Below are 26,046 nucleotides of genomic sequence, written 5' to 3'. Positions count from 1 at the left end.
GGGCCCACCCGTGGCTATGGCATTCACTGTGACACAGACACGCCGTCGTGTCCGGCCATCGAAGCGTTAGCCTGTGACTATCGGGCCGACGGGGCACCGGCTCAGCCGCGAAACCCCTCCGCCAGCAGGTAGACCTCCCGGGACCGCGCGCGGGAGGCCTCCGGCTTGCGGGTCACCACCCGCGTGAAGTCGCTGCGCAACTCCTTCAGGTAGGCGTCGAAACCTTCTCCCTGGAAGACCTTGGCCAGGAAGGCGCCGCCGGGGGACAGGGTCTGGCGTGCCAGATCCAGGGCCAGCTCCACCAGGTACATCGCCTGGGGCTGGTCGATGGCGGCCATGCCACTCATATTGGGGGCCATGTCCGACATCACAAGGTCCACCGGCCGATCGCCGAGCCGGGCGAGGACCGCCTCGAGCACGCTCTCCTCGGTGAAATCGCCCTGGACGAAGTCGACGCCGGCCAGGGCGTCCATCTCGAGGAGGTCGGAGGCGATGACCAGGCCGGCGTCGCCGACCCGCTCGGCGGCCACCTGGCTCCAGCCGCCGGGGGCGGCGCCGAGGTCGATCACCGTCATGCCGGGGCGCAGCAGCCTGTCCTTCTCGTCCAGGGCCAGCAGCTTGTAGCTGGCGCGGCTGCGATAGCCGTCCTGCCAGCTCTGCTGCACATAGCGGTCGTCGAAGTGCTCCTTCAGCCAGCCGGCGCTGCTCTTGCTGGCGCCGCGCCGCTTGGGGCGGGAATCTTGGGAACGTGCCACGGCATCACCTGTGAATGATCCTGGATGACAGGCGGTCGAGCGGTTTCCGGAATAGACCTGGGAGGGGTGCTGACCTGCGGGCCCGGGGTGACTGGCGGCCGGCGAGGCTGGCCGCGCTTTCGCCGCGGAGCGATTCACCGTACCATGTGCGCTGCGCGCCAACCGGGAAGAATCAAGATACCATGAGCTTGTCACAGGCACAAAAGAAAGCATTCCGCAGCATCGGGCACCACCTCGACCCCGTGGTCACGGTCTCCGAGAACGGCCTCTCCGAGGGCGTGATCGCCGAGCTGGACCGGGCCCTCTCCGACCACGAGCTGGTCAAGGTCAAGCTGGCCCTGCCCGAGCGCGACGAGCGCGCCGCCATGCTCGACGAGCTGGTCGCGGCGAGCGGCGGTGAGCTGGTGCAGACGATCGGCAAGGTCGCCCTGCTCTACCGCCACAACCCCAGGGTCAACCCGAAGCTCTCCAATATCAAGCGCTTCGAGGAGCACCACGGCCGGCGCTGAGCCACCGCGCTTCGCGCGAGCTGGAAGCCCAGCAGGATCGACAGCTTCAGAAATCGAGTAGGAAGGGGAGTCGCCTCCCCCGTCCTCTCACACCACCGGGCATACGGTTCCGTACCACGGCGGTTCACGAAGAACGGCTAAGCCCTCTTACCGTATCGAGTACCGAGATCAGGCCCAGCCGATCGAACCACTTCCGTGGCAGGGCCTGATTCATGTGCGAAGCACCGGCATTCCACCAGGGGCCTCGCCCATTCCCGGCTGACTTCCACGCCCGATAGTCGTCCAGACCCAGTGCCAGAAGCTTACGGCGCCGGGTCCGCGGGCGTTTCCATTGCCGCCAGACCACGTCGCGTAACCGGCGGCGTATCCACCCATCCAGCGCTTCCAGCGGGCGCTTCACATCGACGAGACTGAAGTAACTGGCCCAGCCCCGCAGGACGGGGGCCAACTCCCTCGTGACGCGCCGAATATGGCGTCCCCTGCCACGCTTGAGGATCTCGCGGACACGCTGCATCAAGCGTGGCAGGCTGGCCTTGGCCAGCGTCAGCTTCGGCAGCTTGTGCCGGGTCAGCGTGTAGCCCAGATACCCCCGGTTCCAAGGCCGCTCCACCGCACTCTTGTCACGATTGACCGTCAGCCTGAGCGAGCTCTCGAGAAAATCACTCAGGCTGGCCATGACGCGCTCGCCCGCTCGCCGACTCCTGACATACACCTGCATATCGTCGGCGTAGCGGCAGAAGCGGTGACCGCGGCGCTCCAGTTCCTTGTCCACGTCATCCAGCAGGATGTTGGCCAGCAGCGGGCTGAGCGGTCCGCCCTGGGGCGTTCCCTGCCGGCGTGACGCGGCCTGGCAGTCCTGGAACAGACCGGCTTCCAGATAACGACGGATCAGGCGCAACACCCGCTTGTCGCGGACGCGGCGCGCGACCCGCGCCATCAGCAGGTCGTGGTTCACTCGGTCGAAGAAGGCTTCCAGGTCGAGGTCGACCACCCAGCGGTGGCCGGCCGTGACATGGGTCTTCATCGCCGCGACAGCCTGCTGGGCGCTGCGTTTGGGGCGGTAGCCGTAGCTCGATGCGGAGAAGCTCGGATCGAAGAGCGGCGTCAGCACCTGCAGCAGCGCCTGCTGGATCAGCCGGTCGGTGACCGTGGGGATGCCGAGCTGTCGTGTCCCGCCCTTGGACTTGGGGATCTCGACGGCTCGGACTGGGCTGGGGTGGTACTCACCGGCCAGCAGCCGCTCGCGCAGCGTCGGCCAGTGCTGTTTCAGGTGGTCAGCCAACTGCTCCACCGTCATGCCATCGGCACCCGGCGCGCCTTTGTTGGCGACCACCCTCCGGTAAGCCCGCGCCATGTTAGCCTTCTCTACCACGGCCTCCATGAGCGGGGCGGGCTCCGCTTTCGTCCACGATGACGACGCCGGGACCGTCTCGACGCCCACCGGCCGAGACTCGGGGTGCTGCCCCTGCCCCTCTGGGTGGGTGGCGGTATCAGCGCCGCTTTCTGTCTTCATGATCGATCCTCGAGACGTCATCGCCTACTCGCGGTTCTTCATGTTCGGCCCTTGGTGCCGCGGTGAACCGGCACTTACTATGGCCTCTGCTGACGTCTGGTGGCCCATCCCGCCGCCTCTCGACGCCGGTAGCACCGTGGCAGACCACCAGACCTCCCAGGGTAAGACGCGCGACCTTCCCGCTTATGCCTGTCGGATTTACGTCATGGCGTTCCGTGCAAGTACTGGGCTTTGATGATTGATGCCATCTCACCCCGCCATGACGCCTCATATCCGCTTCCTGTTCGTCAGGCCAGCGTTTTGCCTCGAGCTGCCTTCAGATTCCCCCTCGCGGGAGACACCCTTGCCGTCGGCTAGCACTTCCCCTTGCCGGGCGTGCAGGGGACTTTCACCCCCAAGTCATCCCGAGGCACCACCCTCGGGAACAGCGCCAGTCAGGCGCTGCGCGCCATGCCTGGCGCACATCGAAACACCCCCCGCAGCGTCGCTGCGGGGGGTGTTTTTCTTCACGCTTCCAGCTAAGGCTTCGAGCTGGGGTCACAGGTGTTCGACGCTTCCGATCTCGTACTCGACGTCGCCACCCGGGGTGCGCACCAGCGCCACGTCGCCCTCTTCCTTGCCGATCAGGGCGCGGGCGATGGGCGAGGTGACGGAGATCCGACCGGCCTTGATGTCGGCCTCGTCCTCACCGACGATGCGGTAGGTCACCTCATCGTCGGTCTCCAGGTTGATCAGCTCCACGGTCACGCCGAAGATCACCTTGCCGGTCTTGGGCAGCTTGGTCACGTCGATGACCTGCGCATTGGAGAGCTTGCCCTCGATCTCCTGGATGCGCCCCTCGATGAAGCCCTGCTGCTCGCGGGCCGCATGGTACTCGGCGTTCTCCTTGAGGTCGCCATGCTCGCGGGCCTCGGCGATCGCGGCGATCACGTTGGGGCGCGCCTCGCTCTTGAGCTCCTCGAGCTCCTTGCGAAGACGCTGCTCACCGACGACGGTCATCGGGACCTTGTTCATTGACTGACTCCTGCATGCAGTTCCTGTAACCGCCGCACGGTGATGGCGTTGCCGTATTCGAGTGCCAGACAAACGGCATTGGCCCCGGCCAGGGTGGTGGCATAGGGAACCTTGCGGGCGAGTGCGGTGCGGCGGATCACCGAGGAATCATTGATGGCCTGGCGGCCCTCGGTGGTATTGACGATATAGGCGACCTCGTCGTTCTTGAGCAGATCGACGATATGCGGACGACCCTCATATACCTTGTTGACGATCTCCACCGGCAGGTCGGCCGCCTCGAGGGCCGATGCCGTGCCACGGGTCGCGCATAGGGTGAACCCCAATTTTAACAGAGAACGGGCCACCTCGATAACACCCGCCTTGTCCGGATCGCGCACCGAGAGGAAGGCCTTGCGCTCGCCGTCCAGCGCCGGGATCGCCTCGCCGGCGCCCAGCTGGGCCTTGTAGAAGGCCTCGGCGAAGGTGTCGCCGGAGCCCATGACCTCACCGGTGGACTTCATCTCCGGCGACAGGATGGGGTCGACGCCCGGGAACTTGGCGAACGGGAAGACCGCTTCCTTGACGCTGTAGAAGTGCGGCACCCGCTCGCTCTCGAAGCCCTGGTCGGCCAGGGTGGTGCCGGCCATGCAGCGCGCGGCGATCTGGGCCAGGGAGGTGCCGATGCACTTGGAGACGAAGGGCACGGTGCGCGAGGCCCGCGGGTTGACCTCGATGACGTAGATCTCGCCATCCTGCCAGGCCAACTGCACGTTCATCAGCCCCTTGACGCCGAGTTCCACGGCCATGCGCTTGACCTGCTCGCGCATCTCGTCCTGCACGTCCGCGGGCAGCGAGTAGGGCGGCAGCGCACAGGCGGAATCGCCGGAGTGCACGCCGGCCTGCTCGATATGCTGCATGATGCCGCCGATCACCACCTGCGCCCCGTCGGAGACGGCATCGATATCGATCTCGATGGCCGCGTTGAGGAAGTGATCGAGCAGCACCGGCGAGTCGTTGGAGACCTTGACCGCGTGGGTCATGTAGTTCTCGAGCTCGGAGGCGTCATAGACGATTTCCATGGCCCGGCCGCCGAGCACGTAGGAGGGCCGCACCACCAGCGGGTAGCCGATCGCCTCGGCCTTGGCGAAGGCCTCGTCGAAGCTGCGCGCGGTGGCATTGGGCGGCTGCTTGAGGCCCAGCTTGTCGATCATCTGCTGGAAGCGCTCGCGGTCCTCGGCGCGGTCGATGGCGTCCGGGGTGGTGCCGATGATCGGCACGCCGGCGGCCTCCAGCTCGCGGGCCAGCTTGAGCGGGGTCTGGCCGCCGAACTGCACGATCACCCCGGCGGGCCGTTCCTTGTCGGCGATCTCCAGCACGTCCTCGAGGGTCACCGGCTCGAAGTAGAGGCGGTCCGAGGTGTCATAGTCGGTGGAGACGGTCTCCGGGTTGCAGTTGACCATGATGGTTTCAAAGCCGTCGTCGCGCATGGCGAGCGCGGCGTGGACGCAGCAGTAGTCGAACTCGATGCCCTGGCCGATACGGTTCGGGCCGCCACCCAGCACCATGATCTTCTGGCGGTCGGAGACCTCGGCCTCGCATTCCTCCTCGTAGGTGGAATACATGTAGGCGGTATCGGAGGCGAACTCCGCGGCACAGGTGTCCACCCGCTTGTAGACGGGACGGATGCCGGCCTTCTGGCGGGTCTTGCGGAACTCCTTCTCGGCGACGCCGAGCAGCGTCGCCAGGCGGGCGTCGCTGAAGCCCTTGCGCTTGAGGCGCAGCAGCTCGCGGGCGTCCAGCTCGGAGAGCGAGCGCCTGGCGACCTCGGCCTCGCTGTGCACCAGGTCCTCGAGCTGGACCAGGAACCAGGGGTCGATCCTGGTCAGGCGGAAGATCTCGTCGCGGCTCATGCCGGCACGCATGGCGTCGGCGACATAGAAGATGCGCTCGGCGCCGGCGGCCTGCAGTTCGCCCTTGATGTGGGCCAGGGTCTCGTCGGTGAAGCGGGTGACCTTGGGGTCGAGGCCGTCGTTGCCGGTCTCCATGCCGCGCAGTGCCTTCTGCAGCGACTCCTGGAAGGTGCGACCGATGGCCATCACCTCGCCCACCGACTTCATCTGGGTGGTCAGACGGTCGTTGGCCTGGGGGAACTTCTCGAAGGTGAAGCGCGGGATCTTGGTGACCACGTAGTCGATGGACGGCTCGAAGGAGGCCGGGGTGCGACCGCCGGTGATGTCGTTCTGCAGCTCGTCCAGGGTGTAGCCGACGGCCAGCTTGGCGGCGATCTTGGCGATCGGGAAGCCGGTGGCCTTGGAGGCCAGCGCCGAGCTGCGCGACACCCGCGGGTTCATCTCGATGACCACCATGCGCCCGGTATCCGGGTCCATGCCGAACTGGACATTGGAGCCGCCGGTCTCGACGCCGATCTCGCGCAACACCGCCAGGGAGGCGTCGCGCATGATCTGGTATTCCTTGTCGGTCAGCGTCTGGGCCGGCGCCACGGTGAGGGAGTCGCCGGTGTGCACGCCCATGGGGTCGAAGTTCTCGATCGCGCAGACGATGATGCAGTTGTCGTTCTTGTCGCGAACGACCTCCATCTCGTACTCCTTCCAGCCCAGCAGCGACTCGTCGATCAGCAGCTCGTGGTTGTTGGAGAGTTCGAAGCCGCGGTTGCAGATCTCCTCGAACTCCTCCTTGTTGTAGGCCACGCCGCCGCCGGAACCGCCCATGGTGTAGGAGGGGCGGATGATCACCGGGAAGCCGAGCTCGCCCTGGATCGCCCAGGCCTCGTCCATGGTGTGGGCCACCTTGGCCTTGGGGCACTCCAGGCCGATGCGCTTCATGGCCTGGTCGAACAGGTCGCGGTCCTCGGCCTTGTTGATGGCGTCGGCGTTGGCGCCGATCATCTCCACGCCGTGCTTTTCGAGCACGCCGTGCTTGTCCAGGTCCAGGGCGCAGTTGAGCGCGGTCTGGCCGCCCATGGTGGGCAGCACGGCATCGGGCTTCTCGGCCTCGATGATCTTCTCCACCGCCTGCCAGGTGATCGGCTCGATGTAGGTGGCATCGGCCATCACCGGGTCGGTCATGATGGTGGCCGGGTTGGAGTTGACCAGGATGACCCGGTAGCCCTCCTCGCGCAGGGCCTTGCAGGCCTGGGCGCCGGAGTAGTCGAACTCGCAGGCCTGGCCGATGACGATGGGGCCGGCGCCGATGATCAGGATGCTCTGGATGTCGGTACGTTTGGGCATGACGGTTCCCGCGGCTAATCGGTGTAAAGACGGACTCGATGGTGACTGAGGATCAACGCTTAGCGGCGTTCCTTCATCATGGAGATAAAGCGGTCGAACAGCGGCGCGACATCCCGCGGGCCGGGGCTCGCCTCCGGGTGGCCCTGGAAGCTGAAGGCCGGCCGGTCGGTGCGCTCGATGCCCTGCAGGGTGCCGTCGAACAGCGAGCGGTGGGTGGCCCGCAGGGTCTCGGGCAGCGTCGACTCCTCGGCCGTGAAACCGTGGTTCTGGCTGGTGATCATCACCTGGCCGCTGTCGAGGTCCTGCACCGGGTGGTTGGCGCCGTGGTGGCCGAACTTCATCTTCACCGAGTTCGCCCCGCTGGCCAGCGCCAGCAGCTGGTGACCCAGGCAGATGCCGAAGATCGGCACCCCGGTCTCGAGCAGCTCGCGGATGGCGGCGATGGCGTACTCGCAGGGCTCCGGGTCGCCGGGGCCGTTGGAGAGGAAGATGCCGTCCGGGTTCAGCGCCATGACCTCGCTGGCCGGGGTCTGGGCCGGCACCACGGTCAGGCGGCAGCCGCGGGAGGCCAGCATGCGCAGGATATTGCGCTTCACCCCGTAGTCGTAGGCGACCACGTGGTAGGGACGCTCGGCCTCGGCGGTGTCGGCATAGCCCTGGCCCAGGGTCCACTCGCCCTCGGTCCACGCGTAGGGCGACTGGCAGGAGACGACCTTGGCCAGGTCCATGCCCTTGAGCCCCGGGAAGGCCCGCGCCGCCTCGAGGGCCCGTGCCACGGCGTCCTCGCCCTCGGCGTCGGCACCGGCGAGGATGGCGCCGTTCTGGGCGCCCTTGTCGCGCAGGATGCGGGTCAGGCGGCGGGTATCGATGTCGGCGATGCCCAGCACGTTCTGGCCGGCCAGGTAGTCGGAGAGCGTCTGCTCGGAGCGGAAGCTGCTGGCCAGCAGCGGCAGGTCGCGGATCACCAGGCCGGCGGCGGCGATGGCGCCGGACTCCACGTCCTCGGCATTGATGCCGGTGTTGCCGATGTGCGGATAGGTCAGGGTGACGATCTGGCGGGTATAGGAGGGGTCGGTAAGGATTTCCTGATAGCCCGTCATGGCCGTATTGAACACCACCTCACCGCTGGTTTGCCCATCGGCGCCGATGGCGGTGCCATGAAACACACTGCCATCTTCCAAGGCCAGTATCGCGGGTCTGTTCAATGCAACGTCCTCCCAAGTTTTAAGAGACAGCTCGTCAAGGAATACTCCGGGGCCGGGCCGCAAAAAAGCGGGACGAAACCCGATGCAGACCGGTTTCATCCCGCTTGTTGTCATTCGCTCGGAATGCGGGGCCGAAGCAACAAGCGCAGCGAAGGGGGCTCTCGCCCATGCGCCCGGCCAAAATTTTGGGGATATTACAGGAAATGGCGCCCGACGGCTACCCCCAGAGAGGTAAGAAGGCAGAGCTATCGTTCGGGGCTGTTCCGTCGACAGGCCTACAGGGAGGCGCTGTGAACCCCTCCCTGGGCGCTACCGATGCCATTCCTGGCATAGGACCTCCCCTTCGGCCTGTCCCCGGCGCCCCTCATGATGTGCGCTCTGCTCGCCTCGGGATCAAAGCCCCAGCACATCCTGCATGGCGTAGCGGCCGTTGTCCCGGTCCGCCACCCAGCGCGCCGCGCGTACCGCCCCCTTGGCGAAGGTCATGCGGCTGGAGGCCTTGTGGGTGATCTCGATGCGCTCGCCCTCGGTGGCGAACATCACCGTATGCTCGCCGACGATATCGCCCGCCCTGACGGTCGCAAAGCCGATCTCCCGGTCGGTGCGCGGCCCGCACTGGCCGACCCGCTCGAAGACGCCATGCTCCTTGAGGCTGCGGCCCAGGGACTCGGCGACCACCTCGCCCATCTTCAACGCCGTGCCGGAGGGCGCATCGACCTTGTGGCGATGGTGGGACTCGATCACCTCGATGTCGTAGCCCTCGTCGCCGAGCGCCCTGGCGGCCGTCTCGAGCAGCTTGAGGGTCAGGTTCACGCCGACGCTCATGTTCGGGGCGAAGACCATGGCCAGGCGCTCACCATAGCCGTCCAGCTCGGCCAGCTCGTCGTCGGAGAGCCCGGTGGTGCCGATGACGATGCGCTTGCCGTGGGCAGCGCAGAAGGCCAGGTTGGCCAGGGTCACCTGCGGGGCGGTGAAGTCGATCAGCACGTCGAAGTCGTCGACGATGGCCTCCAGGGAGTCGGCGGCGGCCACGCCCAGCTTGCCGATGCCGGCCAGCTCGCCGATATCGGCACCGGCGAGCGAGCTGCCCGGTTCGACGATGCCGCCGGCCAGGATGGCCTCGGCATCCTGCTGCACGGCGTTGACCAGGGTGCGGCCCATGCGGCCGGCGACACCGACGATGGCGATACGGGTCATGCGGGCTCCTGAGGTTCGATGGCATGAAGTGCCCGGAGTATACCAGAGGCCGCCCCGCTCGGGGCCCGCCGCCTTGGGGTCGGGACGCGATATCGCCCACACTGGAGCTATCCGCCCAGGAGAGCCCGCGCCATGCCGGAGCCGACCCCGCTGTCCGCCGACCACCCGCTGCTGGCGCTGCTGCGCCGCCACCAGCGGGTGCTGCTGGCCGGCGCGCCGGGCACCGGCAAGACCACCCTGGCCGCCGCGGCGGCCGCCACCCTGGCCCGCCGGGGCGTGGTCTGCCGCTGCCTGAGCGTCGACCCCGGCCTGCCCGGGTTCGGCCCGCCGGGGGCCGTGGCGCTCGGGGTGTGGCGAGGCGCGGGCTGGCACCCGGAACGGCTGGCCGCGCTGTGCAGCCTCGACGCCGCCCGCTTTCGCCTGCCGCTGGTGGACGCCCTGCGCCGGCTGGCCGCCCACTGCCCGCCCGGCCCGCTGCTGATCGATGCCCCCGGCGTGGTGCGCGGCGCCGGGGCCGCCGAGTTGCTGCCGGCCCTGGCCGGGGTCGGTGATGCCCGGGCGCTGGCCCTGCTGGTGCCGGAGGGTGCCGCCGCCCCCCTCGCGGACGAATGCCGCGCTTTGGGGCTGCCCAGCCGTCGCCTCATCCCCGCCGCCGAGGCCCGCCACCCGGGGAAGCTGGCGCGCCGGCAGCGCCGCACCGCGGCCTGGCAGGCCTGGCTGGACGGCGCCGGTGAGCTGACCCTGAGGCTGGACGGCCTGGCGGTGCTCGGCACCCCGCCGCCGCGCGCGGCCCCCGGCGCCTGGCGGGGCCGTCAGATCGGCCTGCTCGACGCCCGGGGCGAGACCCTGGCCCTGGGCGAGGTACTCGAGCTGACGGCGGATCGCCTGCGGGTACGCGCCGCGCCCCCCTCGGCCAGCGTGGCCGCGGTGGTGATCCGCGACGCCCACCGGGAGCGTGACGGCACGCTGGCGACCGCCCCCCGCCATCGGCAAGCTCGCCCGGCCGTGGCCCTCCCGGAGCTGACCCGCCGCCTGCCGCCGGCCACGGCCGACGGCGGCCCGCGGCCGGTGGTGCGCCTCGAGCGGGCCGTGGCCACCCTGGTCAACGGCGTCTTCGGCGACCCCCTGCTGCACCTGCGGCTGCGCCACCAGCGACGCAGCCTGCTGTTCGACCTCGGCGACGCCGGGCGCCTGCCGGCGCGGCTCGCTCACCAGGTCAGCGACGTCTTCATCAGTCACGCCCACTTCGACCATATCGGCGGCTTCCCGTGGCTGCTGCGCTCGCGCATCGGCGACTACCCGGCGTGCCGGCTGTATGGCCCGCCGGGGCTCGCCGGGCACGTGCAGGGCCTGATGAGCGGCGTGCTGTGGGATCGGGTGGGCGACAAGGCCCCGCGCTTCGAGGTGGCGGAGCTGCACGGCGAACGGCTGCGGCGCTACGCCCTGGTGGCCGGTCGCGAACCCGAGACGCTGCCGTCACGGCCCGCCGAAGGGGGCCTGCTCCTCGAGGAGCCCGGCTTTGGCGTGCGGGCGACGCGCCTCGACCACGGCACGCCGGTGCTGGCCTTCGCCTTCGAGTCCCAAACCCGGGCCAGGGTGCGCAAGGCGCGGCTGGCGGCGCGAGGCTGGCCGCCCGGCCCCTGGCTCGGCGAGCTCAAGCGGCGGATGCTGGCCGGCCAGGGCGACGCCCCGATCCAGCCGCCCGGCGAGGCGGCGCGACCCGCCGCGACCCTGGCGGCGGAGCTGCTGGACATGCGCCCCGGCCAGCGGCTGGTCTATGCCACCGACCTGGGCGACACGCCGGCCAACCGGCGCCGCCTGCAGGCCCTGGCGAAGGACGCCGACATCCTGGTCTGCGAGGCCCCCTTCCTCGAGGCGGAGGCGGACCAGGCCCGCCGCACCGGCCACCTGACCGCCCGGGCCTGCGGCGAGATCGCCACGGCGGCGGGCGTGGCGTGCCTGGTGCCCTTCCACTTCTCGCGTCGCCATGCCGGCGACCCGCGCCCGCTCTACGACGAGATCCGCTCCCGCTACCCCGGCCTGGCGGTGCCGGCGGACGAATAGTCGCCGGACTCAGTCGGCCGCCGGGTCATGGCACAGCAGCAGGCCGATGGCCAGCAGCACCAGGGCGCTGCCGGGCAGCCAGACCCAGCCGAGGCGCGAGGGCATCTCGACGAACAGCAGCAGCATCGAGACGAAGGGCACCAGGTAGCCGTAGGCGGTGATGGCGCCGGGGGTCAGCACCGCGGTGGCCCGCTGCATCAGCCAGAAGGTCAGGGCGCTGGAGAAGAGCCCCAGGTAGACCAGCAGCAGGCCATCGCGCCAGCTCATGGTGGCGAGCCGGCCCACCGGCTCCACCGCCAGGCCCAGCAGGCCGATCAGCACTCCGCCGAGCCCCAGGCTCCAGAAGGTGCGCACCGCCGCCGAGGCGGGCAGCACGCCCCGGGTCAGGCCCCACTTGCTGAGCACCGGGTAGAGGGCCGAGCACAGGCAGCCGAGGAAGAACACCGCCTCGCCCACCCCGAAGCGCAGCGCGCCACCGCGCTCCAGCGCCTCGGCGAAGGCCAGCCCCAGGGCCCCCGTCGCGCCCAGGGCGAGGATCGCCGGCAGTCGCCAGGCCAGCCGCTCGACGCCGGCCCCCAGGCCCAGGCCGTAGGCGAGCAGCGGCACGGTCACGTAGAGGGTGGCCATGGACAGCGCCGTGGCGTAATGGGCCGCCCAGAACATGGCGCCGAAGAAGCCGGCCAGGCACAGCCCCATGGCGGCGAACAGCGGCAGTGCCCGCCAGCCCGGCCAGGCACCCGGCACCCGGCGGACCAGCCACCCCAGGCCCAGGCAGGCGATGGCGAAACGCAGCGCGGTGAGCGAGAACGGCGGCAGCGCACTCATCAGCCCCACGGCGGGGAACGACAGCCCCACCAGCAACGCCCACAGCAGCATGCCCAGATGGGCGGTGCGGACCGTCGGCGCCTCGCCGCTCAATTTTCCCAGACGATCTGCAGGGCCTCGTCGCCGGCCATGCGCTCCAGGTGACTGGCGACCACGCCCTCCAGGCGATCCAGGCCCTCCTCGTCCAGGGCCTCGACGGCCACCTGCAGCCTGTCCGGCTCGGCCCACAGCAGGCAGGAGCCATCCTCGAAGCTGACCCGCCCCTCGTTGCCCTGCTGCTCCACCTCGAGCTTGTGGGCCCAGTGCTTGCACAGTCGCTCGAGCAGCTTCTCGCCGGATTCGGTGGCGATCTGGGCACGTGATATCGGCATGGTGATCTCCGCTTTCCTTGAAGGTGAGTCTCCAGCCTATGATGGGCGCCCACCGGAGCGCCAGGGCCCCGCGTTGGCGCCGCGAGTCGAGCCCGGCCGGGCGGTGGGGCTATGCTCATCCCTGAGGGATTCGTTCACCCGCCAGGAGGGACGCCGCGATGATCGTCAACTGCGTGGCCTACGAGCAGGGGCGTCGACTGCGCGATATCCAGCCGGCGGACGTCGCCGACTACATGGCCCGGCCCAACTGCTTCGTGTGGGTGGCCCTGCACAATCCCGACGAGCGAGAGCTGGCGCCCTTCCAGACCGTCTTCGACCTGCACGAGCTGGCCGTCGAGGACGCCCTGCACGGCGACCAGCGCCCCAAGGTCGAGGAGTACGGCGAGGCGCTGTTCGTCACCATGCACATGATCACGGTCGCCGACGGGGAGCTCGTGGCCGGCCAGGTCGCGGTGTTCGCCGGCCCCGGCTACGTGCTCTCGGTACGCCAGCATCCCGGGCAGGGCTTCTCCGGGGTGCGCAAGCGCTGCGAGAAAGAGCCGGAACTCCTGCAGCAGGGCCCCTCCTTCGTGCTCTATGCGCTGATGGACGTGATCGTCGATCGCTACTTCCCGGTGATCGAGACGCTGGAGGCCGAGCTCGAGAGCATCGAGGACCAGATCTTCGTCCGCGGCACCGCCCGCTCGAGCCTCGAGCGCCTCTACCAGCTCAAGCGCCAGACCATGCAGGTCAAGCACGCCGTGACCCCGCTGGCCGAGGCCAGCGCCCACCTCTTCGGCGGCCGGGTGCCGGCACTGTGCCTCGATACCCAGGAGTACTTCCGCGACGTCTACGATCACCTGCACCGCCTCGAGATGGCGGTAGAAACCATGCGCGAGACCATCATCACGGCGATCCAGGTCAACCTGTCGATGGTGGCCATCGACGAGAGCGAGGTGCACAAGCGCCTGGCCGCCTGGGCGGCGATCTTCGCCGTGGCCACCATCCTGGCCGGCGTGTGGGGCATGAACTTCGCCCATATGCCGGAACTCGACTGGCGCTTCGGCTACCCCCTGGCGCTGCTGCTGATGGGTCTGGCCTGCGGCGGGCTCTACCGGCGCTTCCGGCGCACCGGCTGGCTGTAGCCCCCGCCGCCGTCTCGACGAGGCCCGACGATTCGGCCATACTGGCCATCGCTTGCGAATAGGAACGATACGCAACGGCCAACCAGGTGCGCTTGCGGCAAGCCTCCGGACGGACGAGGGCGCGCGCCTGCGTGACACGGCCCCTGTCCTGCGAGGCGTGCCCGGCCTTCGACGCGACCCATCAACGAGTACGACATCCGCACATGCACACATCCCTGCTCAACGCCGTCGGTGGCACGGCCATCGCCCTCGGTTGCGCGGCCGCCCAGGCCGCACCGATCACCGTCACCGACGTCGCCGGCCGCGAGGTCACCGTCGACGCCCCCGTGGAGCGCATGATCCTCGGCGAGGGTCGCCAGATCTACCTGCTGGGCGCGCTGCAACCGGAAGACCCGTTCGCCCACGTCGTGGGCTGGCGCGAGGACTTCGCCCAGGCCGACCCGGACAACCATGCGCGCTACGCCGCCAGGTTCCCCGAACTGAAGGACCTCCCGACCTTCGGCGGCTTCAAGGACGGCACCTTCGACGTCGAGCAGGCCGCCGCCCTCCAGCCGAATGTGGTGCTGATGAACCTCGAGGCCAGGGCCGCCACCGAGGATGCCGCCTATGACGACAAGCTGGCCGAACTCGGCATCCCGATCGTCTACGTGGACTTCCGCGAGCAGCCGCTCGAACACACCGTTCCCTCCATGCGCCTGATGGGCGAGCTGCTGGGCGAGGAGCAGAAGGCCGAGGACTTCATCGACTTCGCCGAGGCCCAGATGGCCCGCGTCACCGAGACGATCGCCGCCGCCGACCCGGCGCGCCCGAAGGTCTTCGTGGACCGCGCGGGCGGCTACTCCGAGGACTGCTGCATGAGCTTCGGGCCCGGCAACTTCGGCGAGTATGTCGAGATCGCGGGAGGCTCCAACATCGCCGAGGGCATCATTCCCAACACCTTCGGCTCGCTGAACCCCGAGCAGATCATCGCCGCCGACCCCGACCAGGTGGTGGTCACGGGGGGCAACTGGGAGGCCTACGTGCCCGGCGGCGACTGGGTCGGCGTGGGGCCCGGCGCCGACATGGACGCCGCCCGTGCCAAGCTCCAGGCGCTGACCGAGCGCACCGCCATGACCGGCATCGAGGCCGTCGAGACCGGCGACTTCCACGCCATCTGGCACCAGTTCTACAACAGCCCCTACTACTTCGTCGCCGTGCAGCGGCTGGCCAAGTGGTTCCACCCGGAGCTGTTCGCCGACCTCGATCCCGAGGCTACCCTGCAGGAGCTCCACGAGCGCTTCCTGCCGGTGGACTACGCGCCCGGCTACTGGGTCTCCCTCGATGAGCACTGAGATGACCGCCGGCACCGCCGCGCCCCGGGAGCGCGGCTTCTACCGCGCCCTGGTGATACGCCGCCAGTTGATCCTCGCCGCCCTCACGCTGGCACTGGGGCTGAGCCTGTGTGTCGACCTGGCGCTCGGGCCCGCGCGCTTCGGCCTGGGCGAGGTGGTCGCCGCGCTGGTCACGCCCGATGCCGTGAGCCAGCAGGCCAGGGTGATCCTCTGGGACATCCGCATGCCCGTGGCGCTGATGGCGCTGGTGGTCGGCGCCAGCCTGTCGATCGCCGGCGCCCAGATGCAGACCATCCTCAGCAACCCCCTGGCCAGCCCCTTCACGCTGGGCATCTCGGCCGGGGCGAGCTTCGGCGCCGCCCTGGCGCTGGCCTTCGGCGTGGTGCTGATCCCCGCGGCGGTCGATTACGTCATCCCGATCAACGCCTTCGTCATGGCCATGCTGACCGCCTTCGCCATCCATGCCCTGAGCATGCGGCGCGGGGTGACCATCGAGACCATCGTGCTGCTGGGCATCGCCATGGTGTTCATCTTCAACGCGCTGATGGCGCTGATCCAGTTCTTCGCCAGCCAGCAGGCCGTGGCCGCGGTGGTGTTCTGGACCATGGGCAGCCTGACCAAGGCGACCTGGCCCAAGCTGTGGATCGCCCTGGGGGTGCTGGTGGCCGTCCTGCCGCTGCTCGCCCGCCATGGCTGGGCCCTCACCGCCATGCGCCTGGGCGATGCCAAGGCCGAGAGCCTGGGCGTGAAGCCGCGTGCGCTGCGCCTCGAGGTGCTGGTGCTGGTCTCGCTGCTGGCCGCCATCGCCGTGGCCTTCGTCGGCACCATCGGCTTCATCGGCCTGGTCGGGCCGCATATCGCGCGGCTGCTGCTGGGCGAGGATCAGCGCTTCTTCCTGCCGGGCGCGGCGCTGTGCGGGGCGCTGATCCTCTCCGTCGGCTCGGTGCTGTCGAAGGTCATCCTGCCCGGCACCATCATTCCCATCGGCATCATCACCTCGCTGGTGGGGATCCCCTTCTTCCTGTTCCTCGTCCTCAGCCACAAGAAGGCCTCATGGTAACGCTCACCCTCGACCGCCTGTCGGCCCGCTACGGTCGGCGCCGGATCCTCTCCGAGATCACCACGCCCGCCTTCACGGGCGGCCAGGTCGTGGCCCTGCTCGGCCCCAACGCCGCCGGCAAGTCCACCCTCTTTCGGCGCATCCTCGGGCTGCTCGACGGCGAGGGCGAGGCCCGCATCGGCGGCGCGACCGCCGAGCGTCCGGTGGCCTACATGCCGCAGGACACCGGCGCCAACGCCGTGCTGACGGTCTACGAGTCGGTGCTGCTGGCGCGCATGCAGGGGCGCAGCCTGAAGGTCCGGGACGAGGACCTTGCCGAGGTCGACCGCGCCCTGGCGGACCTGGGGATCGCCGAGCTCGGCGAGCGCGACATCGGCGATCTCAGCGGCGGGCAGCGACAGCTGGTGAGCGCGGCCCAGGCGCTGGTGCAGGCCCCCGAGATCCTGCTCCTCGACGAGCCCACCTCGGCGCTGGACCTGCATCGCCAGATCAGTCTGCTGTCGATCCTGCGACGGCTGGCCCGCGAGCGGGGGATGCTGGTCATCGCGGCCCTGCATGACCTGGGCCACGCACTGCGCTTCACCGACCAGGCGCTGGTCCTCGAGGGCGGCCGGCTGGTGACCTGCGGGCCGACCGAGGAGGTGGTCACCCCCGAGCTGCTGCGTCGCGTCTACCGGGTGGACGCCCGCATCGAGCCCTGCTCGATGGGCCGACCCCAGCTCATTGTCGAAGAGGCCGTGTGAGCCTCCGCCCCTCGAGCGCCGCCAGCCCGGCCCCGCCCAGGACGAGGGGCAGGGCCAGCAGGAACCCGCTGGACAGCGGCAACCCGAAGATCAGCAGGTCCGCCAGCACCGGCCAGATCAACGCCACGTACTCGAAGGGCGCCAGGCGCGAGACCTCGGCGAAGCGCAGCGCCAGGGTCATGCAGATGTGGGCGGCACCGCCGAACAGGCCGGCCAGGATCAGCAGCCCCAGGGTCGGCCCCGACACCCCCACCCAGCCCAGCGGCAGGGTGGCCAGGCCCGCCAGGGTGGTGACCAGCACGAAGTAGAAGGCGATGGAGGCCGGCGTCTCGGTGCGGGAGATGCGCCGCACCGTGACCAGCGCCCCCGCCGTCAGCAGGGCGGCCAGGATGCCCAGCGCATATCCCGTGACACGCCCGTCCGCCTGAGCGCCCCCCAGATCGGGCACCACCAGGGCCGCCACGCCGCCCAGCACCAGGGCCAGGGCCGCCGCCCGATACAGGGTGAAGCGCTCCCCCAGCAGCATCACGCCGCCCACCGCCATGGCCACCGGGGCCAGCTGCGCCAGCAGCGTCGCCTCGGCCACCGGCAGCCTGGCCACGGCGGCGAAGGAGGCGAACATCGCCGCCGCCCCCAGCCCCGAGCGCAGCAGATGGCCGAGCGGGCGCCGCGTGGCCAGGGCCCGGGGAAACTCCCGCCGCCAGGCCATGAAGGCCACGATGGGCAGCAGCGCGAACGCCGAGCGGAAGAACACGGTCTGCCCCAGCGGCACCTCGGTGCTCACCGCCTTGACGCACACCATCATCCCGGTGAACAGCACGCCCGACAGCAGCCGGAGCAGGATGCCGGCCAGCGGCCGGTCCGTGACGTTGTCCATGAATTTCCTTGTCGACAGATCCGAATAACAAAGGGCGTTGCCGCCCTCGGCACGAAGGCCAACGGCACGACCCGACTCGACTGACACCGCCGCGGGGGCCGCTGTCGAGCGTCGGCTCGGCGCAACCCCGGGCCGGCATCGAGTTCGAGAGCTTCCGAGGGAGAGCAGCACGACCGGGGCTCACGCCATCCGCTCGCCGAGCCCCGGGCTGCACGGTGAACGCGCCATGATACACGGCCACCAGGAATGATTCCCATCCCCGGCATGATCGGAGCAGCCCGGCATGACCATCATTCGGTGTCGACCTCGGCCCGAAATGACAGCACCTGCCTGAGCACGCTACCTTGTCCCCGCAGCATGGCAGGGACAGGGAGAACGGATGGACACGTGGCTGGATGGACGATTGGAATGCCTCAAGCATCTTCGCACGGGAAGCCCTTTCAACAAGCCCTGCCTGTTACTGGCGATCCTCTGCGAGATCCAGAGCGGTCATGTCGTCTCGAGCCGCGTCGCCCTCGACACTCGACTGATTGCCCGCTATCACGATCTCTATGAAATCGTGACCGGCGAGCGCCAGAAGGCCAACCCCTGGCTTCCTCTCTGGCATCTGCGCAATGACCAGGGGCCTTCGGGGCCGCTCTGGTCACCGGATTATGCGACCGAATTGGCGCCCGTTGCGGATCGGCTCGGCCAGCCGAAGTCCCTGAACAAGCTCCTGGAGCGCTTCTCTTCCGCCCGGCTCGACGGCGAGCTGTTTGCCGCCTTGCAGGATAGCGCCATCGCTCGACAGGCCTGCGCACTCCTGACTCACCAGTACCTTGACGTCGATGCACTGACACTGGAACGCCTGACGGAATATCTCGAAACCGCGCTGGTCAGTGGTGATTACCAGCGGCACCCGGATCGACTCGCCTCAGGCGTCGCGGAAGCCGGCTCGCAATACGCCCGCTCCGCCGCCTTCCGGACCCTGGTGCTGGAGGCCTACGACTATCGCTGTGCGGCCAGCCGGCTGCGCTATATCACACCCGACTTTCGATACCTGGTGGAAGCCGCCCACCTGATCCCCTTCGCCGTCAACCAGGACGACCGCCCCATGAATGGCCTGGCCCTCACACCCAACCTGCACTGGGCCATGGACAACCAGCTGATCGCCCCGGGCCCGGACCATCGCTGGCATGTCAGCCCCTCGGTGGACCGCCTGGTGCCGGACAACGATTGGCTCTGCCGACTCGACAGCCAGCCACTGGTGCTGCCCGTGAACCAGCGCTGGCGGCCCGACGCCGAGGCACTGGCATGGCGAATGGATCACCTGCGACGCTGACCCGGACACGACAAGGCCCCGCCTCCTTGCGGAGCGCGGGGCCCTTGCGTACCGACGAGGCGAGCCCTAGGGCTTCATGTCCTCGAAGAACTTCTTCACGCCGTCGAAGAAGCTGGTCTTCTTCGGCGAGTGATGACTGTGGCTGCCCTCCAGGCTCTCCTGGAAGCGGCGCAGCAGTTCCTTCTGCTCCTCGGCCAGCTTGACCGGGGTCTCGACCACCACCCGGCACAGCAGGTCGCCCGGGGGGCCGCCACGCACCGGCTTCACGCCCTTGCCCTTGAGGCGGAACAGCTTGCCGGTCTGGGTCTCGGGCGGGATCTTCAGCTTGACCCGGCCGTCCAGGGTCGGCACCTCGAGCTCGCCGCCCAGGGCGGCGTCGACGAAGTTGATCGGCACCTCGCACTGCAGGTGGCGGCCTTCGCGCTCGAAGATATGGTGCGGCTTGATGGCCACCTGGACGTAGAGGTCCCCGGGCGGCCCGCCGTTGATCCCCGCCTCGCCCTCGGCGTTGAGGCGAATGCGGTCGCCGGTGTCGACACCCGCCGGGATCTTCACCGAGAGGGTGCGGGTCTCGCGCACCCGGCCCTCGCCGTGGCACTTGTGGCACGGCACCTTGATGTGCTGGCCGTTGCCGTGGCAGGTCGGGCAGGTCTGCTGCACGGCGAAGAAGCCCTGCTGCATGCGCACCTGGCCGTGGCCGCCACAGGTCGGGCAGGTCTCCTTGCTGGAGCCCGGCTCGGCGCCGTCGCCGTCGCAGCGCTCGCACTCCACGTGGCGCGGCACGCGGATGTCCACGCTGGTGCCGGACACCGCATCCTCGAGGTCGAGCTCGAGGTTGTAGCGCAGGTCGCTGCCGCGCTGTGGGGCGTTGGGATGACGCCGCGCGCCGCCGCCGAAGATGTCGCCGAAGACATCCCCGAAGATATCGCTGAAGCCGCCGGCCCCGGCGCCACCGAAGCCCCCGGCCCCGGCGGCCTGGCCGTCGACGCCGGCATGGCCGAACTGGTCGTAGGCCGCGCGCTTCTCGCTGTCGGTCAGGACCTCATAGGCCTCGGAGACCTCGCGGAACTTCGCGGCCGCGGTCTCGTCGCCCGGATTGCGGTCCGGGTGAAATTTCTGGGCCAGGCGTCGGTAGGCCTTCTTGATGTCCTTCTGGTCGGCCCCGCGCTCGACGCCCAGTACCTCGTAGTAGTCACGCTTGGACATGTGTCTGTCCGCCTCCGTAGCGACTCTGCGGAAACACCAACGCGGGAGTCGTACCCCCGCGCTGGCGTCGTCCGTGGTTCAGGCGTCGTGGTTACTGCTTCTTCTGGTCGTCGTTGACTTCCTCGTACTCGGCGTCGACCACGTCGTCTTCCTGCTTCTTGGCGCCGGCCTCACTGCCGGCCTCGGCGCCCTGGGCGGCCTCGCCCTGCTCGGCGTACATCTTCTGTGCCAGGTTGCCGGAGGCCTCGGTCAGCGTGTCGAGCTTGGCCTGGATGTCGTCCTTGTCGTCGCCCTTGAGGGCTTCCTCGAGGTCGGACGCGGCGCTCTCGATGGCCTGCTTCTCTTCCTCGCTGGCCTTGTCGCCGGCTTCCTCGAGGGTCTTGCGAGCGGCGTGGACCATGCCGTCGGCCTGGTTGCGCAGCTGGACGAGCTCCTCGAACTTCTTGTCCTCGTCGGCGTGGGCCTCGGCGTCCTGGACCATCTGCTCGATCTCTTCCTCGGACAGGCCGCTGGAGGCCTTGATGACGATCGACTGCTCCTTGCCGGTGGCCTTGTCCTTGGCGGACACGTGCAGGATGCCGTTGGCGTCCAGGTCGAAGGCGACCTCGATCTGCGGCACGCCGCGCGGCGCCGGCGGGATGTCGCTGAGGTCGAAGCGGCCGAGCGACTTGTTGCCGCTGGACTGCTTGCGCTCGCCCTGCAGCACGTGGATGGTCACGGCGGTCTGGTTGTCATCCGCGGTCGAGAAGGTCTGGGTCTTCTTGGTCGGGATGGTGGTGTTCTTCTCGATCAGCGGGGTCATCACGCCGCCCAGGGTCTCGATGCCCAGGGTCAGCGGGGTGACGTCGAGCAGCAGCACGTCCTTGACGTCACCGCCGAGCACGCCGCCCTGGATCGCCGCGCCCACGGCCACGGCCTCGTCCGGGTTGACGTCCTTGCGGGCGTCCTTGCCGAAGAACTCGGCGACCTTGGCCTGGACCATCGGCATGCGGGTCTGGCCACCCACCAGGATGACGTCGTCGATCTCGGCGGCGGACAGGCCGGCGTCGGCCAGCGCGGTCTTGCAGGGCCCCAGGGAGCGCTTGACCAGCTCCTCCACCAGCGACTCCAGCTTGGCCCGGGTCACCTTGACGTTGAGGTGCTTGGGCCCGGTGTTGTCGGCGGTGATGTAGGGCAGGTTGACCTCGGTCTGCTGCGCGCTGGACAGCTCGATCTTGGCCTTCTCGGCGGCTTCCTTGAGGCGCTGCATGGCCAGGTTGTCGCCGGACAGGTCGATGCCGCTGTCGGCCTTGAACTGGTCGACCAGGTAGTTGATCAGCTTGAGATCGAAGTCCTCGCCGCCCAGGAAGGTGTCGCCGTTGGTGGCCAGCACCTCGAACTGGGTCTCGCCGTCGACGTCGGCCACCTCGATGATGGAGATATCGAAGGTACCGCCGCCCAGGTCGTAGACCGCGATGGTCTTGTCGCCGCGGGCCTTGTCCATGCCGTAGGCCAGCGCCGCCGCGGTCGGCTCGTTGATGATGCGCTTGACCTCGAGGCCGGCGATGCGGCCGGCGTCCTTGGTGGCCTGGCGCTGGCTGTCGTTGAAGTAGGCCGGCACGGTGATGACCGCCTCGGTGACGGTCTCACCCAGGTAGTCCTCGGCGGTCTTCTTCATCTTCTTCAGGACTTCGGCGCTGACCTGGGGCGGTGCCAGCTTGTTGCCCTTGACCTCGACCCAGGCGTCGCCGTTGTCGGCCTCGGTGATGGTGTAGGGCACCATCTTGATGTCCTTCTGGACGACGTCGTCCTTGAAGCGACGGCCGATCAGGCGCTTGATCGCGTACAGGGTGTTCTGGGGGTTGGTCACCGCCTGGCGCTTGGCCGCCTGGCCCACCAGGATCTCGCCATCCTCGGTGTAGGCGATGATGGACGGGGTGGTGCGTGCGCCCTCGGCGTTCTCGATCACCTTGGCGCTGTCGCCGTCCAGCACGGCCACGCAGGAGTTGGTGGTCCCCAGGTCAATACCGATGATGCGTCCCATAGGAAATCCTCGAAATTGCGTTGCAGATTCGTCGTATGCGGCGTTTGCCGCGGGGTTGCCGTCTATCTGGGGGCCCTCGACGTCTTTTCAAGACCCCGGGCCGCCTTTGTGTGCGAAAGAGTGCGCGCGGCTCAGCCGGCGGCCTGGCTGACCACCACCATGGCCGGGCGCACCAGGCGACCGTTGAGCAGGTAGCCCTTCTGCATCACCTCCATGACGGTGTTGGGCTCCATCTCGGGGTTGGGCACCATCGCCATGGCCTCGTGGTACTGCGGGTCGAAGGGCTCGCCCTGGGGCTCGATCTCCTCGACGCCGAACTTGGCCAGCACGTCGCGCTGCATCTTCAGGGTCATGGACACCCCCTCGCGATGCGCCTCGGTGGCGTCCTCGCCCATGGCCTCCAGGGCCTTCTCCAGGCTGTCGACCACCGGCAGCAGCTCCTTGACGAACTTCTCCAGGGCGAACTTGCGCGCCTTCTCGGCTTCCTGCTCGGCACGGCGCCGCACGTTCTGGGCCTCGGCGGCAGTGCGCATCGCCTGGTCCTTGGTCTCGGCCAGCGTCTGCTCGAGCTCCTCGACCCGGGCGGCCAACACCTCGGCTTCGGGATTCTCGGCGACCTCGGCGGCTTCCTCAGCGCCCTCGGCGACGTCTTCCACCTCGCCCTCGGCGGTCTCCGGCTCGACCTGGGCGTCGGCCTCCTCTTGCTGACGAGCGAGCTCGTCGTCCAGCGGGGTCTGCGAGTCTTTGGCCATGCGTCTCTCCTGAATGGCAACCGGCGGCCACGGGGCCGCCTGCAGGACTGAGTGTCGATGATGAATCGGTGATGCGGGGTATATGGGGCTGGCCGCGCCGAACTCAAGGCATGCGATGTCGGCGATTCGGCGCGTGCGTTGTTGCGCTCCCTGAACTACTGTATAAACGCACAAGGCATTGGATGAATAACCAGTAGATTCGGACAGGCCCCGGGGAGGCATCATGCTGACAGAGCTCGCCATTCGTGACTTCGCCATCGTCGACCACCTGGAGCTCGAGCTCGCCGGGGGCATGACCGCCATCACCGGCGAGACCGGGGCCGGCAAGTCGATTCTGCTCGGCGCCCTGGGCCTGTGCCTGGGCGAACGCGCCGATGCCGGCAGCGTGCGCCACGGCGCCGAGCGCGCCGACCTCAGCGCGCGCTTCGACATCGCCGCCCTGCCCGCCGCCCGGGCCTGGCTGGCCGAGCGCGAGCTACCCGCCGACGACTGCCTGCTGCGCCGGGTGGTGACCCGCGCCGGCCGCTCCAGGGCCTGGATCAACGGCCAGCCCACCACGGTGGCCGACCTCAAGGCGCTGGGCGCCCATCTCATCGAGATCCACGGCCAGCATGCCCACCAGGCCCTGCTCGGCGAGGAGACCCACCTGCGGCTGCTCGACGACTTCGCCGGCCACGGCGAGGCGGTCACCGAACTGGCCGAGACCTTCCGCGCCTGGCGCGAGGCCCGCCGTCGCCTCAAGCGCCTGGCGGAGGACGGCGACGAGGTGCGCGCCCGCCGCCAGCTGCTGCGCTACCAGGTCGAGGAACTCGACCAGCTGGCCCTGGCCGAGGACGAGCTCGGCGGGCTGGAGGCGCAGCAGGAGGAACTGGCCCATGCCGAGGAGCGCCTGCGCGAGGCGCAGTTCGCCGTGGAGTGCTGCGATGGCGAGCAGGGCGGCGCCCTGCCGCTGCTGAACCAGGCGGTGAGCCGCCTCTCGGCGCTGCCCGGCAGCGACCGGGGCGCCCTGGCCGAGGCCCTGTCCATGCTCGGTGACGCCTGCATCCAGGTCGAGGAGGCGGGCCGCGAACTCACCCACTTCGCCGCCGGCGTGGAACTGGACCCGGAACGCCTGGCCTGGGTGGAGGAGCGCCTCGGCGAAGTGCACCGCATCGCCCGCAAGCACCATGTGCCGCCCGACGAGCTGCCGGCGCTGCATCGCACCCTGGGCGAGGAGCTCGCCGAGCTGGACGGCGGCGATGGCGACCTCGAGGCCCTGTCCGCGGAGGTCGAGGCCCTCGAGACGCGCTGGCGGGAACAGGCCGAGGCGGTGAGTACCAACCGCCGCGGGGCCGCCCGACGCTTCGGCGAGGCCGTCCAGGAGCAGCTGGCCTTCCTGGCCATGGGCAAGGCGACCTTCGAGGTGGAGCTGGCCGCCCGGGAGGCCCCGGGGCCGGAGGGGCTCGACCGGGTGCGTTTCCTGATCAGCGCCAACCCCGGCCAGCCGGCCCGCCCGCTGGCCAAGGTCGCCTCGGGCGGCGAGCTCTCGCGCATCAGCCTGGCCATCCAGGTGGTGGCGGCCCAGCACTCCACCATCCCCAGCCTGGTCTTCGACGAAGTGGACGTGGGCGTCTCCGGAGCCACCGCCGAGATCGTCGGCCAGCTGCTGCGCCGCCTGGGGGCCGAGGGCCAGGTGCTGACCGTGACCCACCTGCCCCAGGTGGCGGCCCAGGCCCACCGGCACCTGCATATCGCCAAGCAGGCCGAGGACGACATCACCCTCACCCGCATGGCGCTGCTCGACGAGGCCGGCCGGGTGGGCGAGCTGGCCCGCATGCTGGGGGGCATGACGCTCACCGACCAGACCCTGGCCCACGCCCGGGAGATGCTCGACGCCAGCCAACGCGCCCATCACTAGCGTCGCCGGCTCCCCCCGCCACGACGACGAGGGCCCCGATCCATGGATCGGGGCCCTCGTGGTTCACGCCTGATGGGCGCTCACTTCTTGGCGGGACCGTCGTGGCGCGTGACCTGGGAGCCCTTGGGTCGCACATAGAGCACCAGCGCATGGTCGACGAGCTCATAGCCGTGCTCCTCGGCGATCTCCTGCTGGCGGCGCTCGATGGTGTCATCGAAGAACTCGACGATCTCGCCGCTGTCCAGGCACACCATGTGGTCGTGATGCTCTTCCTGGGTCAGCTCGAAGACGGCATGACCGCCATCGAAGTTGTGGCGGGTCACCAGGCCGGCGGTCTCGAACTGGGTGAGCACGCGATAGACGGTGGCCAGCCCCACGTCCTCGCCGGCATCCAGCAGGGTCTTGTAGACATCCTCGGCGCTCAGGTGATGCTGGCCAGTGGCGTTCTCGAGGATATGCAGGATCTTGACGCGCGGCAGGGTCACTTTCAGACCGGCCTTGCGGAGTTCGTGGTTCTGGTCGGCCATGGTTGCTCTTCGCAGTATCAGGTAGGGTCGGTTATGATCGACCAAAACCACGATAGTGAAGAACAGGCGCAAATGCAAAAGCTGACCAGAATCGTCACCCTTTCCGTCGCCCTGATCCTGACCAGCGGCTGCAGCTACTTCGGCGTGTACAAGCGCGACCTGGCCCAGGGCAACCTGGTGACCCCCTCGATGACCGAGCAACTGCGCCCCGGCATGACCCGCCAGCAGGTCGTCGACCTGATGGGCAGCCCGCTGCTCCAGGCCCCCTTCGACGCCAACCAGTGGGACTACCTCTACCGTCTCGACGAGGCCTACGGCGACGTCGAGCAGCGCCGCCTGACCCTGACCTTCGACGGTAATCGCCTGGTGGACATCGAGCGTGAGGGCGACTTCTCGCGGCCGCCGTCGCTGATCTCCGAGCGCGGCATCGGGCCGTCCGACGGGGCCGGTGGCGCCCGCGGCAACGTCCTCGAGGCCCTCCCGCTGGACGACCAGTGACCTCGCC

General features: G+C 69.0%; 22 protein-coding genes. 9 read left to right on the top strand and 13 right to left on the bottom strand.

All coding sequences use genetic code 11. From position 1 onward, the window contains the following. Positions 1–101: 101 nt before the first annotated feature. Positions 102–755: a 23S rRNA (uridine(2552)-2'-O)-methyltransferase RlmE gene (gene rlmE, locus OCT48_RS00880; RefSeq protein WP_263590930.1), complete on the bottom strand. Its 654-nt coding sequence runs from the start codon at positions 753–755 to the stop codon at positions 102–104. Positions 756–937: 182 nt separating this feature from the next. Here rlmE and yhbY point away from each other — a divergent pair, with 182 nt between their 5' ends. After that, the gene (gene yhbY / locus OCT48_RS00875; protein WP_263590929.1) at positions 938–1,264 is read left to right on the top strand and encodes a ribosome assembly RNA-binding protein YhbY; all 327 of its coding nucleotides are present in this window, start codon (positions 938–940) and stop codon (positions 1,262–1,264) included. Positions 1,265–1,388: 124 nt separating this feature from the next. Here the strand turns inward: yhbY and ltrA are convergent, their stop codons facing one another. The 5 genes from ltrA to dapB all read right to left on the bottom strand — a co-directional run bounded on the left by ltrA (position 1,389) and on the right by dapB (position 9,420). Beyond that, the gene (gene ltrA / locus OCT48_RS00870; protein ID WP_263589980.1) at positions 1,389–2,777 is read right to left on the bottom strand and encodes a group II intron reverse transcriptase/maturase; all 1,389 of its coding nucleotides are present in this window, start codon (positions 2,775–2,777) and stop codon (positions 1,389–1,391) included. Positions 2,778–3,314: 537 nt separating this feature from the next. Then, complete coding sequence (gene greA, locus OCT48_RS00865) at positions 3,315–3,791, bottom strand: transcription elongation factor GreA (RefSeq protein ID WP_263590928.1); 477 nt, start codon at positions 3,789–3,791, stop codon at positions 3,315–3,317. Continuing rightward, positions 3,788–7,018: a carbamoyl-phosphate synthase large subunit gene (carB, locus tag OCT48_RS00860; protein ID WP_263590927.1), complete on the bottom strand. Its 3,231-nt coding sequence runs from the start codon at positions 7,016–7,018 to the stop codon at positions 3,788–3,790. The genes greA and carB overlap by 4 nt, the downstream gene beginning before the upstream one ends. Before the next feature lie 59 nt (positions 7,019–7,077). Next, positions 7,078–8,223, bottom strand: a complete 1,146-nt coding sequence (gene carA, locus OCT48_RS00855; protein WP_263590926.1) for a glutamine-hydrolyzing carbamoyl-phosphate synthase small subunit — start codon at positions 8,221–8,223, stop codon at positions 7,078–7,080. 393 nt (positions 8,224–8,616) lie between these two features. Continuing rightward, a complete protein-coding gene (gene dapB / locus OCT48_RS00850) occupies positions 8,617–9,420 on the bottom strand; it encodes a 4-hydroxy-tetrahydrodipicolinate reductase (protein ID WP_263590925.1) in 804 nt (267 codons plus the stop codon). A 132-nt stretch (positions 9,421–9,552) separates the two neighbouring features. Here dapB and OCT48_RS00845 point away from each other — a divergent pair, with 132 nt between their 5' ends. Further along, positions 9,553–11,484, top strand: coding sequence for an MBL fold metallo-hydrolase (locus tag OCT48_RS00845; RefSeq protein ID WP_263590924.1), 1,932 nt, complete (start codon positions 9,553–9,555; stop codon positions 11,482–11,484). Positions 11,485–11,493: 9 nt separating this feature from the next. Here OCT48_RS00845 and OCT48_RS00840 read toward each other — a convergent pair whose 3' ends face one another. Together OCT48_RS00840 and OCT48_RS00835 are read right to left on the bottom strand one after the other, a co-directional pair. Continuing rightward, positions 11,494–12,402 carry a DMT family transporter gene (locus OCT48_RS00840; protein WP_263590923.1) on the bottom strand — a complete coding sequence of 303 codons (909 nt, stop codon included), beginning with the start codon at positions 12,400–12,402 and terminating at the stop codon, positions 11,494–11,496. After that, complete coding sequence (locus tag OCT48_RS00835) at positions 12,399–12,680, bottom strand: DUF2218 domain-containing protein (RefSeq protein WP_263590922.1); 282 nt, start codon at positions 12,678–12,680, stop codon at positions 12,399–12,401. The genes OCT48_RS00840 and OCT48_RS00835 overlap by 4 nt, the downstream gene beginning before the upstream one ends. Before the next feature lie 158 nt (positions 12,681–12,838). Here OCT48_RS00835 and corA point away from each other — a divergent pair, with 158 nt between their 5' ends. The 4 genes from corA (at position 12,839) to OCT48_RS00815 (ending at position 16,938) form a co-directional block, all read left to right on the top strand. Beyond that, entirely contained in the window at positions 12,839–13,804 is a 966-nt protein-coding gene (corA, locus tag OCT48_RS00830; RefSeq protein ID WP_263590921.1) for a magnesium/cobalt transporter CorA, read from the top strand. A gap of 203 nt (positions 13,805–14,007) precedes the next feature. Continuing rightward, complete coding sequence (locus OCT48_RS00825) at positions 14,008–15,135, top strand: ABC transporter substrate-binding protein (protein ID WP_263590920.1); 1,128 nt, start codon at positions 14,008–14,010, stop codon at positions 15,133–15,135. Then, positions 15,125–16,195, top strand: coding sequence for a FecCD family ABC transporter permease (locus OCT48_RS00820; RefSeq protein ID WP_263590919.1), 1,071 nt, complete (start codon positions 15,125–15,127; stop codon positions 16,193–16,195). Before OCT48_RS00825 ends, OCT48_RS00820 begins: the two co-directional genes overlap by 11 nt. Then, positions 16,189–16,938 carry an ABC transporter ATP-binding protein gene (locus OCT48_RS00815; RefSeq protein WP_263590918.1) on the top strand — a complete coding sequence of 250 codons (750 nt, stop codon included), beginning with the start codon at positions 16,189–16,191 and terminating at the stop codon, positions 16,936–16,938. Before OCT48_RS00820 ends, OCT48_RS00815 begins: the two co-directional genes overlap by 7 nt. On the opposite strand, the gene OCT48_RS00810 is transcribed toward OCT48_RS00815, so the two are convergent. Then, complete coding sequence (locus OCT48_RS00810; protein WP_263590917.1) at positions 16,916–17,815, bottom strand: DMT family transporter; 900 nt, start codon at positions 17,813–17,815, stop codon at positions 16,916–16,918. The two genes, OCT48_RS00815 and OCT48_RS00810, sit on opposite strands and share 23 nt — an antisense overlap. Before the next feature lie 379 nt (positions 17,816–18,194). On the opposite strand from OCT48_RS00810, the gene OCT48_RS00805 reads away from it, so the two are divergent. Further along, on the top strand, positions 18,195–19,136 hold the full coding sequence (locus OCT48_RS00805; RefSeq protein WP_263590916.1) for an HNH endonuclease: 942 nt from the start codon (positions 18,195–18,197) through the stop codon (positions 19,134–19,136). A 66-nt stretch (positions 19,137–19,202) separates the two neighbouring features. Here OCT48_RS00805 and dnaJ read toward each other — a convergent pair whose 3' ends face one another. From dnaJ to grpE, 3 genes are all read right to left on the bottom strand, one after another. After that, entirely contained in the window at positions 19,203–20,342 is a 1,140-nt protein-coding gene (gene dnaJ / locus OCT48_RS00800; protein WP_263590915.1) for a molecular chaperone DnaJ, read from the bottom strand. 91 nt (positions 20,343–20,433) lie between these two features. Further along, entirely contained in the window at positions 20,434–22,365 is a 1,932-nt protein-coding gene (gene dnaK, locus OCT48_RS00795; RefSeq protein ID WP_263590914.1) for a molecular chaperone DnaK, read from the bottom strand. Positions 22,366–22,496: 131 nt separating this feature from the next. Beyond that, positions 22,497–23,117: a nucleotide exchange factor GrpE gene (grpE, locus tag OCT48_RS00790; protein WP_263590913.1), complete on the bottom strand. Its 621-nt coding sequence runs from the start codon at positions 23,115–23,117 to the stop codon at positions 22,497–22,499. Between the two features lie 223 nt (positions 23,118–23,340). Between grpE and recN the strand changes: the two genes are divergently transcribed. Then, the gene (gene recN / locus OCT48_RS00785; RefSeq protein ID WP_263590912.1) at positions 23,341–25,014 is read left to right on the top strand and encodes a DNA repair protein RecN; all 1,674 of its coding nucleotides are present in this window, start codon (positions 23,341–23,343) and stop codon (positions 25,012–25,014) included. 80 nt (positions 25,015–25,094) lie between these two features. Here recN and fur read toward each other — a convergent pair whose 3' ends face one another. Next, positions 25,095–25,541: a ferric iron uptake transcriptional regulator gene (gene fur, locus OCT48_RS00780; protein ID WP_263590911.1), complete on the bottom strand. Its 447-nt coding sequence runs from the start codon at positions 25,539–25,541 to the stop codon at positions 25,095–25,097. A 72-nt stretch (positions 25,542–25,613) separates the two neighbouring features. On the opposite strand from fur, the gene OCT48_RS00775 reads away from it, so the two are divergent. Next, the gene (locus tag OCT48_RS00775) at positions 25,614–26,039 is read left to right on the top strand and encodes an outer membrane protein assembly factor BamE (RefSeq protein ID WP_263590910.1); all 426 of its coding nucleotides are present in this window, start codon (positions 25,614–25,616) and stop codon (positions 26,037–26,039) included. The last annotated feature ends 7 nt before the right edge of the window (positions 26,040–26,046 follow it).

Source organism: Halomonas sp. M4R1S46, from assembly GCF_025725685.1.
Lineage (GTDB): Bacteria > Pseudomonadota > Gammaproteobacteria > Pseudomonadales > Halomonadaceae > Halomonas.
Note: the sequence above shows the minus strand (reverse complement) of the source record. Positions and strands in the feature narration are given on the sequence as shown.